Source organism: Photobacterium frigidiphilum, from assembly GCF_003025615.1.
In the GTDB taxonomy this organism is placed as follows: domain Bacteria; phylum Pseudomonadota; class Gammaproteobacteria; order Enterobacterales; family Vibrionaceae; genus Photobacterium; species Photobacterium frigidiphilum.
In genome coordinates this window covers 60,595-75,288 of record NZ_PYMJ01000024.1, presented here as the reverse complement: position 1 = coordinate 75,288, position 14,694 = coordinate 60,595, and the positions used below count along the sequence as shown (strand labels likewise).

The window sequence follows — 14,694 nt, the reverse complement described above, 5'->3', positions numbered from 1 at the left end:
ACTTAGTTATACGGCGCTTTTTTCGCGTAATCAAGTAAGTCTAAGTTGAAGCGTGTGCGGAAACACAAAATTGACGGTGTTAACGAGGGAAAGGAGTTATAAACGGGAAGAATTAAGCAGACTGAATGTTTTCAGCCTGCGTAATATTCTCTTTTTTACAGAATACGTTATTTCTTTGCAGAATAGATCGTGAATTTATTCGTATTGGCGAGAACGTTACATGTCTCTAAACTTTGTTCAATCAGTTCTGGATACTTGAGAAAGCTATTGGCAACAATGATTAACTGCCCGTCGCTAAATAAGTAGTTAGGTGCTTGAGCGATAAAGTTTTCTGTCGCCGCATAGAAGGTTTTTAAACCAGCATGGAAAGGAGGGTTACTGATTAAGTAATTGTAAGGGCCTTTGAGTTCAGAATACACATCAGTCGCCGTGAACTTCGCGTCTAACTGATTAACTTTAAAGGTTTCTTTTGCTGACTCTATTGCTAATGCGCTGATATCACACAATTCTAATTCAATGCGTGGATGCTTGGCTTTCATTATTGCACCCAGAACACCAGCACCACAACCAAAGTCGAGTACTTTACCGCGCAATGATGGCAAGGTATTAATCAGTAATTTTGACCCGTTATCAAATTCACCATGACTAAAGACACCTGGTAATGAGCGAACGGTAAGTTCGACACCTGATACATTGATCGGGTAGCTTTTAAACCAGTCATTAAGGTTAAAAGGTTTAACCTCATTGTCACAGCGTCCCCAGTAGAAACTGCAACGTCGTGCTGAATCATATTTGGTTAGGGGGCCATAAGGTTGGAACATTTTTTCAGCACTGCGCACACCACTACGGTTTTCACCAACAATGCAAATCTCTGTTTCAGGGCCAAATTTAGCCAGTAACATCGACATTAAGTAATCAGCTTCAGCTTTTGCTTTAGGCCAATAAATTAATAACATATCAATGTCGAGCTTCGCGTCTAATTGCACACCAAAATGGCAGTCAATGTTGTCGTGACGACTCATTGAATTGTGGTAACCAAAGTTAGTCGTAAAGACTGCGACAGATTGTGCAATGTTAGCTAATTCTACTGGATATGCATCGCTTAACTCGCCTGCAATAAGTACCTTTCGGCCTTCAAAAAACGCTAACTGACGTGCAACAACTTGGCTTGCGGCGGTGTAAGACATAGATAGCCTCAAAAATACATCACTGAATAAGGGCGCGAATTGTTCCACAAAATGGCGTGTATGAAAAGGTGAGCGGTGCCGCATATTAATGACAGCACCTATTTGTTCTGGTTTGAACTGGAATTAGCTCTGATTTTGCTGATCAAGAAAGTCTTTAAATTCCACTTCATAGAGTTTAAATAGTACTAATGTGACAGCAAAAATAATTGGGCCATAAATTAAACCAATTAAGCCAAATAAATGTAAGCCGCCTAAAATAGAGAAGAAAATGAGTAAGGTGTTCATGCCTGAATTACCTTGCATTAATAATGGCCGTAAAATGTTGTCGATAGATCCCACCACAATAATGCCCCAACCACTTAGGAATAAAGCCCATTCCCACTGATTAATGAGCAATAAATACAGAGTCGCTGGCAGCCAGATCAATGCCGTACCAAAAACAGGAATAAATGAAGCGAAAGCCATCATCGACCCCCAAAATAAGCCAGGGAAACCTGCTAGCCACATGGCAAATCCGCCAGCAAAACCTTGAGCTAATGCTGTGAGAAATGAGCCGAGAACGGCAGATTTAGCCACTTGTTCAACTTCGGTAAGTAATGCGTCTTCCTGACTACGAGATAGAGGCAGTACATGGCGAACCGCGTTAACCATTTTGGCGTGATCGCGTAGTAAGAAAAATAATACGAAGAGCATTAGCATAAAGCTGATAACGAAATTGGTTGCATCACCCAATATTTTTGCACTGATGTTAAGTAGTTGAGCACCAAACTTTGATGCAGCAGAGGCGATTTTTTGTAAAATAGCTTGTGTATCAATGCTTTCAATCGGTGACCACTTCTCAATCAGCAGTAGTGCTTTTTGTACGTAAGGATGAGCAAGTAGTTCTTTTGCCCCACCAGAAGAGAACCAAGTGTAACTGTCTTTAGAAAAAGTGGTCCCTTGGTGCACAATGGATGAGAATACGATCAATAATGGGATCACAATGATAAAAGTCAGCAGGATGCAAGAAAGTATTGCAGCACTGTTGGGCTTGTTTGAGATCTTTGACTCGATTCGTGCGTGCAACGGGTAATAAAGCAAAGAAATGATAAATGCCATGACGATCGGACCAATATAAGGTTCTATCAAGCGATAACTGGCATATACGGCGATACCGAGAGCTACGATTAGCATCCAGTGGCGAGATTCAACTTTAAATGGTTTTGGCACTTTTTAGTCCTTCGATCAGTTAACATCGTATTGGGTGTTGCTTATAATTGCATCACTTCAATAAAGATCACAATCTTAATTCATGATTAATAATATATTTAATCAAAAACTTACTTCGTAATAACACGATTGGATGAATACTATGGGCTGTTGTGATTGTGGTACAAAGAAAAAACGTAAACTCCCCTTGGCTGGCATCATTATTTTAGGGCTCGTGGTACTTGTTTTTTGCTTCTGGCAATAGTTTTATGTATAAGCTGTTGAAAAAAACGCCACTCAATGAGCGGCGTTGATTATGACTTAATTTTGCTTAACAAAATCTTTATGCGTTAGCTTCTTCTGCTAATGTTGCGAATGCACGTTCTGCGGCATTTAGCGTTGCTTCAATTTCTTTATCGCCATGCGCGAGAGAAGTAAAACATGCTTCGTATGCTGACGGTGCAAGATAAACACCGTTTTGAAGCATTAGGTTAAAGAAACGCTTAAAGCGTTCGATATCGCATTTAGTCACATCAGCATAGCTTGTTACAGTTTCTTTCTCGGTAAAGAAGAAGCCAAACATGCCGCCAACTTGATTGATAGCCAGTGGAATATCATATTTATCTGCTAATGATTTAAACCCGTTAGCCAGAATCTTGGTGGTATTCGCCAGGCGCTTCTCATTACCTTCTTCTGTTAGCACGCTTAGGCATGCATGCCCAGCAGCCATAGCGACAGGGTTACCTGACAGTGTACCTGCCTGATAAACAGGGCCAGTAGGCGCAACATATTGCATGATGTCTTTACGGCCACCAAATGCACCAACAGGCATCCCGCCACCAATGATTTTACCCAGTGTCGTTAAATCGGGCTGGATGTTGTAATAGCCTTGTGCGCCACCTTCTGAAACACGGAAGCCTGTCATGACTTCATCCAGAATCAGTAATGCACCGAATTCATCACAAATAGTACGTAGACCTTCAAGGAAGCCAGGAACCGGTGGAATGCAGTTCATGTTGCCGGCAACGGGCTCTACGATAATACAAGCGATCTGCTCTGGGTGTGCAGCAAAGGCTTCACGTACAGTCTCAAGGTCATTGTATGTACATGTTAGTGTATGTTTTGCAAAATCAGCTGGTACACCCGGAGAGCTCGGCTGACCCAGTGTTAATGCACCAGAGCCAGCTTTAACCAATAGGCAGTCAGCGTGGCCGTGGTAACAACCTTCAAATTTGATGATTTTGTCACGGTTAGTGAACCCACGCGCTAAACGAATCGCACTCATGGTCGCTTCTGTACCAGAGCTCACCATGCGAATTTGTTCCATTGACGGCACAAGCTTAGAGACTAGCTCTGCCATGGTGATTTCCATTTCAGTGGGCGCACCGAAGCTAAGACCTTGTTGAGCAGCTTTGATAACAGCATCACGAACAGCAACGTGGTTGTGACCAAGGATCATCGGCCCCCAAGAACCTACGTAGTCGATGTACGCTTTACCATCAGCATCAAAGATATATGCGCCATCAGCACGTTCGATGAACAGTGGGCTACCACCTACACCGGCAAATGCTCGAACGGGTGAATTAACACCGCCGGGAATGATTTCTTGTGCTTTAGCAAATAAATCAGCTGATTTGCTCATTGTGACGTCCTATTTTCAAAATTGATTCAGGCTTGAACTTGCCGCATTGTACCGAAAAAAAAGGGCGCTTGGCGAGTTTCTATTGCGCTACCTCAGTCACATAACACTATCTTTACCACTGATGGAAAACTAGTTTCCAACAATCACAGTGTAAAAAAATGCGCCTATCAACTACGATAGACACTTACCAAACTCATCACTCCTTTCTGCAACCCTCTCAAAGAATTATACGGCTGAATAATGACTGATAAAAAGCAAGGCACTCCTGCACCTGAACATCTACAACCTAGTGGCCTTGTTCGGCGTTTTTTATCCCGAGATAAAACCCCTGTATCGGTTCTTTTTCTGTCAGCATTGGTTGGTATGATTGCGGGTTTATTGGCGACGTTATTTGAAATCGGAGTGCATTGGGTTTCAGAACAGCGTACCGAATGGTTAGTGCATGAAATTACCAGTGAATTACCACTATGGTTAACGGCTTTTGTGGTGAGTGCTTCGCTAGCATTTATTGGCTACTTCTTAGTTAACCGTTTTGCCCCCGAAGCGGCAGGTTCTGGTATTCCTGAAATCGAAGGGGCGATGGATGAGATGCGTCCCGTGCGCTGGTGGCGAGTATTACCCGTTAAGTTTTTTGGTGGCTTAGGTGCATTAGGTTCAGGGATGGTTTTAGGCCGAGAAGGCCCTACCGTTCAAATGGGCGGAAATATTGGGCGAATGGTCTCTGATATTTTTCGTCTAAAAGATAAAGAAGGTCGCCATGCGCTTCTCGCATCGGGTGCTTCCGCAGGTCTTGCAGCAGCTTTTAATGCCCCACTCGCTGGTATTATGTTTGTTGTTGAGGAAATGCGCCCTCAGTTTCGTTACAGCTTAATTTCGATTAAATGTGTCACCATTTCAGCGGTTGTTGCCAATATTGTATTTCGAAGCATTAAGGGGCAGCACGCCGTTATTACCATGCCGCAATATGATGCGCCGACGCTAAAAGCATTATGGCTATTTTTGTTATTAGGCATGTTTTTTGGTGTCTTTGGGGTGCTTTTCAATCGCTTAATTACCCTGTCTCAAGATTTATTCATTCGTATTCACCGCAATGAACGTCGCCGCTATTTAATTACCGGAACTTTGCTTGGGGGAACCTTTGGTTTGCTACTGCTTTATCTTCCTGAATTAACGGGGGGAGGTATTTCCCTTATTCCTGATGCAACCAATGGTAAATACAGTATTAGCCTGTTATTCATTTTATTCTTAGCGCGTGTTGCCACGACCTTGTTGTGTTTTGGCTCTGGTGCCCCGGGTGGTATTTTTGCGCCTATGCTGGCATTAGGCACGTTATTTGGGACGTTTTTTGGATCTATTGTTCAGATGTATTTTCCTGAATTAGGATTAGAGCCAGGTATGTTTGCTATTGCTGGTATGGGGGCTTTATTTGCGGCAACGGTACGTGCACCCATAACCGGTATCTTACTGGTGATTGAAATGACCAATAATTATCACCTGATCTTACCCTTAATCATCACGACAATTGGTGCCACAGTGTTGGCGCAGGTCTTGGGTGGAAAGCCTATCTACTCCCAATTACTGCATAGAACCATGAAAAAAGAAAAATTACGTAATGAAGTGCCATCTGAAGTGAGCAATACTTGAACAAGTTAGTCAGGTATTAGATAATCATGTTAATTACCGCATGTGTTTGAGAGGTCTTTAATGAGCGACGCCAATGTACCGCTGTCTTTTTCTGATGTAGCTGCGAACAAAGTGAAAACGCTTATTGCTGAAGAAGAGAACCCAGAACTGAAACTACGCGTATATATCACTGGTGGTGGTTGTAGTGGTTTCCAGTATGGTTTTACTTTTGATGAAAAAGTAAATGATGGCGATATGACGATTGAAAACAGTGGTGTAACGCTGGTGGTTGACCCAATGAGCCTGCAATATTTAGTTGGTGGTGTTGTTGATTATACTGAAGGGCTGGAAGGTTCTCGTTTCTTTGTAAACAATCCAAACGCAACAACAACCTGTGGTTGTGGAGCGTCATTCAGCGTTTAAATCACCGTTAGCTATCTTCATATAGACAAACAGTGTAAAAAAAGCCGTCATATGAATGACGGCTTTTTTATATCGATAAAAAGAAGGGTAGAAAAGAACTTTCGATATTTAGCTGCGATAGTTAGCCTTTATGCGACCCTTGCTCTAAAGGGCCATTGTCTGCAATCAGCTGACTAAACTGTGCTAGCTGACTAAGCCTGTCGTTAGCATGTTTTTTGAAAGCGCTCTTCTCTTTGCCTTTCAATGAATTAGCTTGCGGCAGCTTTACAGTTCGTGGGTTTTTATGTGTGCCGTTTACCAAGAATTCGTAATGCAAATGTGCCCCAGTTACTCGCCCTGTACTCCCTAGTGTGCCCACCGTTTGTCCTTGTTTGACGCGTTGCCCTGTTTTCACGCTACGCTTGGTCATGTGAAGATATTTAGTGATATACGTAGAGCTGTGACGAATGAACACATAGTTGCCGTTGAACTTGTTATAGGCTGATTTCATCACGATGCCATCACCCGCAGCCCAAATTGGCGTGCCTACTGGTGCGACATAGTCAGTTCCGCGGTGTGCTCGTACACGTCCGGTTACAGGGTGTAGTCTTCTAGGGTTGAAGTTAGAGCTTACGTAACGAAAATTAATCGGGGAGCGTAAGAAAGCCTTACGCATGGCACTGCCATTTTGATCGTAATATTTTCCATCTTCACTACGAACAGCGGTAAAGGTTTGACCTAAATTCGAGAAGGTTGCAGCAAGAATATTCCCGCGGCCAATTTGCTCGCCTTCTACAAAACGTTCTTCAAATAGTACCGAGAAAGTATCGCCTTCTCGAATATCTAATGCAAAGTCGATATCCCAGCCAAAGATCCCTGCAATCTCCATGATTTGATTGGCAGTTAAACCGGCTCTATCTGCTGCATTCCAAAAACTTGAAGTAATGGTGGCTTGAGCAAAATTGAGTTGAGTGTCTACTTTTTTCTTTTCAATGTTAGATTTAAAGGTGTCGCCAGCACGGGTAATGATGAGCTTTTCTGTCGGACTTTTGGGTTGAATAAGCTGAATTAGCTCATTTTTGTCATCGATACCAAATTGAAATGTATCACCCGGACGTAATGCGGTGAGCTCTTTGGTACCTTCATCAGCATTGATTAAACGATGAAGTGTGCTTGAGCTTAACCCTATCTTGTTAAAGACCACAGCGAGACTTTCACCGGATGCAACTTGGTGTTTTTTCCATGTTAATGCAGGGATATTAGGGCGGTCATCTTCTTGAGCAGGACGAAGTTGATTGGGCTCAAGGTTGATTTCAAGTGGATATACTTTACCAATTTCAAATTTACGATCCATTTGATCTGCTTTCTTAGGCATAGGCAGCAGGATCAGCACTATCACAGCAGCACTGATGAGAGCTATGAGAATTTGATGCATCCTTGGCAATTTTGTAAGTTTTGATACTAGCATTGGTATTTTTTTAATATAAAGGAAAAAATAAGACAGCGCTTAGTCTAACTGGTTTCAAAAAACATCTCTATTCAAGTAAGATGGTTGATTATGACTTTTTTGCCAATTCTGTAGGAGCAAACAAGAATGGCCAGCATTGAACAAGCTTTAGCTGAGATTAAGCGCGGTATTGATGAGCTGATTCCAGAAGAAGAGCTGATTGCTAAATTAAAAGAAAACCGTCCATTACGAATCAAGCTAGGTGCCGATCCAACAGCGCCTGATATTCACTTGGGCCATACAGTCATTCTTAATAAGCTACGTACTTTCCAAGAGCTTGGTCATGACGTTACTTTCTTGATTGGTGACTTCACTGGTATGGTTGGTGACCCAACGGGTAAAAATACGACTCGTCCACCGCTAACACGTGAAGATGTTTTGGCTAATGCTGAAACGTATAAAGAGCAAGTGTTCAAAATTCTTGACCCTGCAAAGACCAAAATTGAGTTCAACTCAACGTGGTTATCAGAGCTAGGTGCCGAAGGCATGATTCGCCTTGCTTCTAACCAAACCGTTGCTCGTATGTTAGAACGCGATGATTTTAAAAAGCGTTATAACGGCGGTCGTCCTATTGCGATTCATGAATTCATGTACCCATTACTACAAGGGTATGATTCTGTAGCAATGGAAACAGATGTAGAGCTTGGCGGTACTGATCAGAAATTTAACCTATTAATGGGACGTGAGCTACAAAAGTCACACGGTCAAAAGCCTCAAGTTGTACTGACTATGCCTCTTCTTGTCGGTCTTGATGGCGTGAAGAAAATGTCGAAGTCGGCGCATAACTACATTGGTGTGAGTGAAGTACCAACAGAAATGTTTGGTAAAATCATGTCGATCTCTGATGATCTAATGTGGAACTACTTTGAGTGCTTGTCGTTCCGTCCACTTGAAGAGATTGAACAGTTTAAGCAAGACATGGCGAACGGGAAAAACCCTCGCGATGTTAAGATTTTGCTAGCAAAAGAAATTATTGCTCGTTTCCATTCTGAAGCAGCAGCAGATGCTGCTGAGCAAGAGTTTATTAATCGTTTCCAAAAAGGTGCGATGCCTGAAGAAATGCCAGAGCTTGAATTTGAAGCCGGTATTGCAATCAGCAACTTGCTAAAAGACGCTGGCCTTGTCAATTCAACATCTGATGCAATGCGTATGATCCGTCAGGGTGCTGCGAAGATTGATGGTAACAAGATTGAAGATACTAAGCTTATTCCTGCTGCTGGTACTGCTGTGTACCAAGTAGGCAAGCGTAAGTTTGCACGTATTACCCTAAAATAATAGGGTTAACTTGCAATGATATAAAAGGGCGCTTGATGCGCCTTTTTTATTGGCTGCATTTTTTTATTTCTCTCTGTCATCTAGAAGACTATGATCGAGATATCCCTTTATCGAATGGTTTGTTATGACATCGTTTGAACATATTATTGCTGAATTAACACCATTGCTTCAACAATATGGTTATTGGATCTTAGCGATTGCAATCGCGGTTGAAGGAATTGGCATTCCTGCGCCTGGGCAATCTTTATTAGTGGTGGCAAGCTTACTGGCAGCGTCCGGTAAAATGTCGTTATCTAGCATTTTACTTGTGGCGGGTCTTAGTGGCTTTATTGGTAATTGTTGTGGTTTCTGGATTGGTCGAAAGTTTGGTCATGTATTGGTAAACAAACAATGGATAAAGCCTCGAACGCTTGGAAAGTTGCATGCCTTTATTGAGCGTTATGGCACGTTTGGTTTATTGATAAGTCGATTTATTGAAGGGATCAAACAATTCATGGCATTAGGCTGTGGTATTGCACAAATGCCAGTTAAACATTTCTTATTTGGTAACTTATTGGCGATCAGTGTTTGGCTGATGGTATTCGGGGTAGCTCCGGCATATCTACATGATGAAATGGAACATATTCTGGCTTTTTATCATAATTATCAAGCATTGTGCTGGGCGGTTGTTAGCGCTGTAGTGGTTGTACTTTTAGCGTTAATTTTGCGCTCGCTGAAAAAGCGCCGTTTAGGTTTATGAGAACAGTCATACTGGTATTTAAAGGCGCGTAATGCGCCTTGTCCTTGTTTTCTAATCTTAAATTCAGGGATAGCGGTTTGGAGGAAGTGGATTGCATTCTCCAATTGCTTGATCGTGATATTGGCATGCTCTACATAGGCTGACATTGTGTGCTTCCTTTTATATTTATAAGGTTATTTGTTTATATAGCAGCCTGTTATTGTTCTATGTAAAGTTTTTAGCTTACTTAGTATTTTTAGATACAAAAAAACCGCCTTGAGTGGCGGTTTCATGCAAGGTATTGTAATCAAGAGACTTATGAGTAACGTTAACTTCTTAGGGTTAACGCTGGCAAAGAAAGGTGCCAACGAATAGCAGCAAGACGAATCGAAAGTGTTGCGACCACACCAGCAAGGGTTGCTATCGTAGGATCAATATCCACACTCAAGCCAATGGTGTGAATCATGCCACCTAGAATACATGCGGTTGCATACACTTCAGTTCGTAACACCATCGGAATTTCTCTGGCTAATACATCTCGAATTACGCCACCACCACAGCCTGTAATAACTCCCATGATCACCGCTACCATGGGTGATGCGCCGAAACGAAGGGCTTTTTCTACCCCTATAGCAACAAAGACCGCTAAACCAATGGCATCGGCAACTGGTAAAAAATACCATGGCATACGCTGCGGGCGTCGCACGACTATCATGCTAATAAGACAAGTAAAGAAGATGACCCATAAGTAGTTGGTATCAGTAATCCAAAACACTGGCGTGGCACCTAACGCCATATCACGAATCGTACCACCGCCAATAGCTGTCACACTGGCAAGTACAACGACCCCAAACGGGTCCATTCTTAATCGACCCGCCAGTAACACACCCGATGCGGCAAAAACGGCAGTGCCGAACATATCGAGAATATAGATAAGCATGCTTGTACCTGTTAAATAAAAAGACCATTAAGAGCGGACTGAGATTGTACGAGGAATTAAAATCGACTCAACTTGCTATCATGGCTTTGTGAGCTTATTCACATTGAATGTTGATACTCTGTTACAGAGTGCTATTCCTGACTTGATCGAACAGACCGCAGACTTGTTTGATCGCATTAATCGTACGTGGTGTGGGGCGATTTAGCCAATCAGCTTGTAACGTAAAAACATGATGATTATCAACGGCTGGCAACTTACCTTGCCAGTTATGCCAAATGCTGGTTTTAGTATCGGCATGAGGTGTGCCGAAGATAACTTCTGGTTGGCGAACAACAACTTGCTCTTCTGAAACTTGGGGGTAGGCGGCAGGGCTATCCCCAAAAATATTTATGCCACCACATAATGAGAATACTTGGCTTGGCCAACTACCATCGGCAACGGTAATGATAGGGGAGGCACTTAACTGGTAGAAGAAACTCACAGTACGTTGATTTTCATTGCGGGCTTTAAAGGTATTAATTTCTTGGCGAAATTGATTCGCAGTTTGTATCGCTTGTGTAGGCTCTGGTGAATATTGACCAAGTTGCTCGATCGTTGTTGCAATATCTTCCAGTTCGACAGGATTAGAATAAAAAACATTCAACCCTAATTGTTCTAATTTGGCCATTTCACGTGGAGGGTTACCGCCTTTCCATGCCAATATGAGGTCGGGTTGTAATGCAACAATACGTTCGAGCTTTACACCGCGATAGTTAGCAACACGCTCAAGTTTTTGTGCAGCCTCTGGATAATCACTGTAATCACTGGCAGCAATTAAAGCGTCACCAAGCCCCGCGGCGTAAGCAAGTTCGGTAGTATGAGGAGATAGGCTAATGACACGTAAGGCTGGTTGCTGGGCAATACTGAACGATGAAAATAGAACAATAAACAGATAAATAAAGCGCACTTAAAAACTTCCTTGAAAAATAAACAGTAACGCGCTTTCTATGATGACCCAAGCAAGTAGACGATGCGTCATCATTTGTTTTATTTGCGCTAAATGAAAGGCTGCAGGTGCGATTTTGCCACCAATCTGGGGCCGCACCATTTTCTTATTATCGTAAATAGCGGGTCCACCTAAAGACAGCGATAATTTATGTCCAGTCGCACTCAGTAGCCAGCCGGGACCGGGCAGAAACCAGTGCTCTCCCTGTTTGATTAACCCTTGGAGTGCGACTTTGCTGTTGTTACCGACAGTAATGAGTAATGCCAGTATACGCAGTGGAATAATATCTAGCATCGCGAGAATACGTACAGCAGGTAATCCGAATATATTGTATTGATGACGCGATGGTGACCATGCTCGGGCAAGACAAATCGCAACGCGGTACATGATGGCACCAATCCCCCCGGCAATGGCATACCAGAATAAAACGCCTGCCACTAAGCGTCCGTAACTCAGAAGCTGTGTTTCTGCTCCTGCTTTTCCTAAACCTAATAAAGAGAGATTTTGGGTGTTACGATTAAGGGGATATTCCAGTAATTGACGGCAGCGTACTTTGTCTTCTTTGGCATAAGCATTAATGAAATGCTGACTGAGTTTCGCGGTATTACGCCAATCTAGTGCAATCCATAACAAGGTGAGTTGAAACAGAACATCCACCCAAACAAGTTGATAAAGTGCAATCAATAAAATTAACAGCGTGGCCCAAATAAGTGCCCAAGTTAATGTTCCTGAGAATAAACGTTGTTTGTAGTTATCGTTAGGGTTGTTGACTTTATCGGCAAGTAGAATAGCGAAACGTTGGCAAATGTGGATTGGATGAATAGCTGTTGGTATTGGGAAAAACCAATGTATGACTAACGCTCCCCACAATGCGAGTAGGGAGGCGTTATCGAGTAAAATAGACCAGCTATTTGTCATTACTGATTAAGAATCTCGACCATTTTTGCAACCATTACCGACGAGCTTTGTGCAGCTAATGGTAAGAACTCTTCAAAGCTCATTGGTGATTCTTTATCTGCGACATCTGAAATTGCACGAACAACAACAAACGGTACATTGAATTGATGACAAGCTTGAGCGATTGCAGCCGCTTCCATTTCTACTGCAATAACTGTTGGGAAGTTATCACGAATGAACGCTTGTTTTTCAGGAGTACATACGAATGCATCCCCCGTACAAATTAGACCGCGAACGGCATGCATGTCGCCCATTGAGGCTAGTGCTTGCTCTGCAGTCAATATCAACTTTTCATCAGAAATGAAAGCTGCTGGTTGCTGTGCCATTTGACCAATTTCATAGCCAAACGCTGTTACATCAGCATCGTGGTAACGTACTTCTGTTGAAATAACCACATCACCAAGCGTTAGGCTTGAATCAAAACCACCCGCAGAACCGGTGTTTAAGACAGCATCTGGTTGGAATACTTCCAGTAAAACAGCTGTACCCACAGCTGCTGCTACTTTACCAATCCCTGATTGTAACAAGACAACATCTGCGCCATTTAGGTTACCCGTGTAGAAAGTACAACCTGCTTTGTGGTGAGTTTCGCAGTCAGTAAGTTGCTCTTTAAGGATGGTAACTTCTTGCTCCATCGCGCCAATAATGCCGATTTTCATGGATTTGTTCTCTTGTTAGTCAATACTTGCTGCGAGAGCCGCAACCAGAAATGTAATCATTGGCGCAATTGTACCACGCTGTGAGAAAGGTTGAAGTATGAAAAAACGAGAGCTTATGGGGCTAATTTGAGAAATTAACCCATTAACACTCTCGTTGTATTGTGCATTTGTCGGATGCTAAGCGTTACACCTCAAGGTAATCAAGGATACCTTGAGCGGCTAAACGCCCTTCATTAATTGCAGTGACGACGAGGTCTGAACCCCGTACGGCATCGCCGCCAGCAAAAATTTTCTCGTTAGAGGTTTGAAATGGGAAGGTAGCAGCTTCTGGTGCTTTAATACGTCCTCTTTGGTCAATGTCGACAGCGTATTTTTCTAACCATGGCATGGCGTGAGGCTGAAAACCAAAGGCCATAATAACGGCATCGGCTTCAAGTAAATGTTCACTGCCTTCAACCAATTCAGGGTGACGACGTCCTGCTTCGTCTGGTTCACCGAGCTTTGTTTTAACGACATTCACCCCAGTTGCTTGGCCTTGGTCATTAATTTTTATACTTAATGGTTGTAGGTTAAACATGAATTTCACGCCTTCTTCACGTGCATTTTTTACTTCACGTCTTGAACCCGGCATATTGGCTGCGTCACGACGGTAAGCACAAATTACATTTTTGGCGTTTTGACGAATAGAGGTGCGTACACAGTCCATTGCGGTATCGCCCCCCCCTAACACAACAACGCGTTTTCCTTTCATGTCAGTAAAATCAATGTCAGTGTTTAGGTTCATCACTTTGTAGGTATTCGATACGAGAAATGGCAGGGCATCGTAAACACCGGCTGCATTTTCGTTTTCTAGCCCTGCGCGCATGTTTTTATACGTTCCGACCCCAAGGAAAACAGCATCATAGTCTTTGAGTAAGTCATTCATCTGAATGTCTTTTCCGATCTCGGTATTGAGTTGGAACTCAACGCCCATTTCAGTGAATATTTTACGGCGGTTAACCATCACCTCTTTCTCTAGTTTGAAAGAGGGGATGCCAAATGTCAGTAGACCGCCAATTTCAGGGTAGCGATCAAATACCACGGGTTTTACGCCATTGCGCACTAAGATATCAGCGCAAGATAACCCTGCTGGACCGGCACCAATAATCGCCACTTTTTTATCTGTCCATTCAACATGCGACATGTCGGGCTTCCAGCCCATTTCAAACGCTTTATCGGTAATGTATTTTTCAACGTTACCAATAGCGACGGCACCAAAGTCCTCATTAAGTGTACAAGATCCTTCACATAAACGATCTTGTGGGCATACTCGACCACAGACTTCAGGTAGCGTATTGGTTTGGTGGGCTAGTTCTGCCGCTTCTAATATGCGCCCTTCATTGGCTAATTTTAACCACTGTGGAATGTAGTTATGTACTGGGCACTTCCATTCACAATATGGGTTACCACAGTCAAGGCAGCGATCAGCTTGAGCGCCAGCTTGCTGTTGTGTAAAGGGTTCGTAGATTTCAACGAACTCAATCTTACGGATGTTAAGCGGTTTTTTTGCAGGATCAACACGCGCGACATCAATGAATTGGTATACGTTCTGGCTCATTAGCTTTCTCCTCC

The 14,694-nt window shown here is 42.9% G+C and carries 13 protein-coding genes; 4 read left to right on the top strand and 9 right to left on the bottom strand.

What is annotated here, in order from left to right:
* Positions 1–167 precede the first annotated feature (167 nt).
* The 3 genes from rsmC to hemL all read right to left on the bottom strand — a co-directional run bounded on the left by rsmC (position 168) and on the right by hemL (position 4,017).
* Entirely contained in the window at positions 168–1,187 is a 1,020-nt protein-coding gene (gene rsmC, locus C9J12_RS19930; protein ID WP_107244301.1) for a 16S rRNA (guanine(1207)-N(2))-methyltransferase RsmC, read from the bottom strand.
* A gap of 123 nt (positions 1,188–1,310) precedes the next feature.
* A complete protein-coding gene (locus tag C9J12_RS19925) occupies positions 1,311–2,396 on the bottom strand; it encodes an AI-2E family transporter (RefSeq protein WP_107244300.1) in 1,086 nt (361 codons plus the stop codon).
* A 322-nt stretch (positions 2,397–2,718) separates the two neighbouring features.
* On the bottom strand, positions 2,719–4,017 hold the full coding sequence (gene hemL, locus C9J12_RS19920) for a glutamate-1-semialdehyde 2,1-aminomutase (protein ID WP_107244299.1): 1,299 nt from the start codon (positions 4,015–4,017) through the stop codon (positions 2,719–2,721).
* Between the two features lie 240 nt (positions 4,018–4,257).
* Here hemL and clcA point away from each other — a divergent pair, with 240 nt between their 5' ends.
* Both clcA and erpA read left to right on the top strand, forming a co-directional pair.
* Entirely contained in the window at positions 4,258–5,661 is a 1,404-nt protein-coding gene (gene clcA / locus C9J12_RS19915; protein ID WP_006230606.1) for a H(+)/Cl(-) exchange transporter ClcA, read from the top strand.
* A 60-nt stretch (positions 5,662–5,721) separates the two neighbouring features.
* Positions 5,722–6,063 carry an iron-sulfur cluster insertion protein ErpA gene (gene erpA, locus C9J12_RS19910; RefSeq protein WP_006230607.1) on the top strand — a complete coding sequence of 114 codons (342 nt, stop codon included), beginning with the start codon at positions 5,722–5,724 and terminating at the stop codon, positions 6,061–6,063.
* A gap of 121 nt (positions 6,064–6,184) precedes the next feature.
* Here erpA and C9J12_RS19905 read toward each other — a convergent pair whose 3' ends face one another.
* Positions 6,185–7,510 carry a peptidoglycan DD-metalloendopeptidase family protein gene (locus C9J12_RS19905; protein WP_107244298.1) on the bottom strand — a complete coding sequence of 442 codons (1,326 nt, stop codon included), beginning with the start codon at positions 7,508–7,510 and terminating at the stop codon, positions 6,185–6,187.
* A 126-nt stretch (positions 7,511–7,636) separates the two neighbouring features.
* On the opposite strand from C9J12_RS19905, the gene tyrS reads away from it, so the two are divergent.
* Both tyrS and C9J12_RS19895 read left to right on the top strand, forming a co-directional pair.
* Positions 7,637–8,824: a tyrosine--tRNA ligase gene (tyrS, locus tag C9J12_RS19900; protein ID WP_107244297.1), complete on the top strand. Its 1,188-nt coding sequence runs from the start codon at positions 7,637–7,639 to the stop codon at positions 8,822–8,824.
* A gap of 124 nt (positions 8,825–8,948) precedes the next feature.
* On the top strand, positions 8,949–9,563 hold the full coding sequence (locus C9J12_RS19895; RefSeq protein WP_107244296.1) for a DedA family protein: 615 nt from the start codon (positions 8,949–8,951) through the stop codon (positions 9,561–9,563).
* A 307-nt stretch (positions 9,564–9,870) separates the two neighbouring features.
* Here C9J12_RS19895 and C9J12_RS19885 read toward each other — a convergent pair whose 3' ends face one another.
* The 5 genes from C9J12_RS19885 to C9J12_RS19865 all read right to left on the bottom strand — a co-directional run bounded on the left by C9J12_RS19885 (position 9,871) and on the right by C9J12_RS19865 (position 14,680).
* Positions 9,871–10,482, bottom strand: a complete 612-nt coding sequence (locus C9J12_RS19885; RefSeq protein ID WP_107244295.1) for a trimeric intracellular cation channel family protein — start codon at positions 10,480–10,482, stop codon at positions 9,871–9,873.
* Positions 10,483–10,603: 121 nt separating this feature from the next.
* Positions 10,604–11,428 (bottom strand): vitamin B12 ABC transporter substrate-binding protein BtuF, encoded by an 825-nt coding sequence (btuF, locus tag C9J12_RS19880; RefSeq protein WP_107244294.1) that lies wholly within the window; start codon positions 11,426–11,428, stop codon positions 10,604–10,606.
* Positions 11,429–12,385: a cobalamin biosynthesis family protein gene (locus C9J12_RS19875; RefSeq protein ID WP_107244293.1), complete on the bottom strand. Its 957-nt coding sequence runs from the start codon at positions 12,383–12,385 to the stop codon at positions 11,429–11,431.
* Positions 12,385–13,083 carry a 5'-methylthioadenosine/S-adenosylhomocysteine nucleosidase gene (gene mtnN, locus C9J12_RS19870; protein WP_107244292.1) on the bottom strand — a complete coding sequence of 233 codons (699 nt, stop codon included), beginning with the start codon at positions 13,081–13,083 and terminating at the stop codon, positions 12,385–12,387. The genes C9J12_RS19875 and mtnN overlap by 1 nt, the downstream gene beginning before the upstream one ends.
* Before the next feature lie 184 nt (positions 13,084–13,267).
* Positions 13,268–14,680: an FAD-dependent oxidoreductase gene (locus tag C9J12_RS19865; protein WP_107244291.1), complete on the bottom strand. Its 1,413-nt coding sequence runs from the start codon at positions 14,678–14,680 to the stop codon at positions 13,268–13,270.
* Positions 14,681–14,694 lie beyond the last annotated feature (14 nt).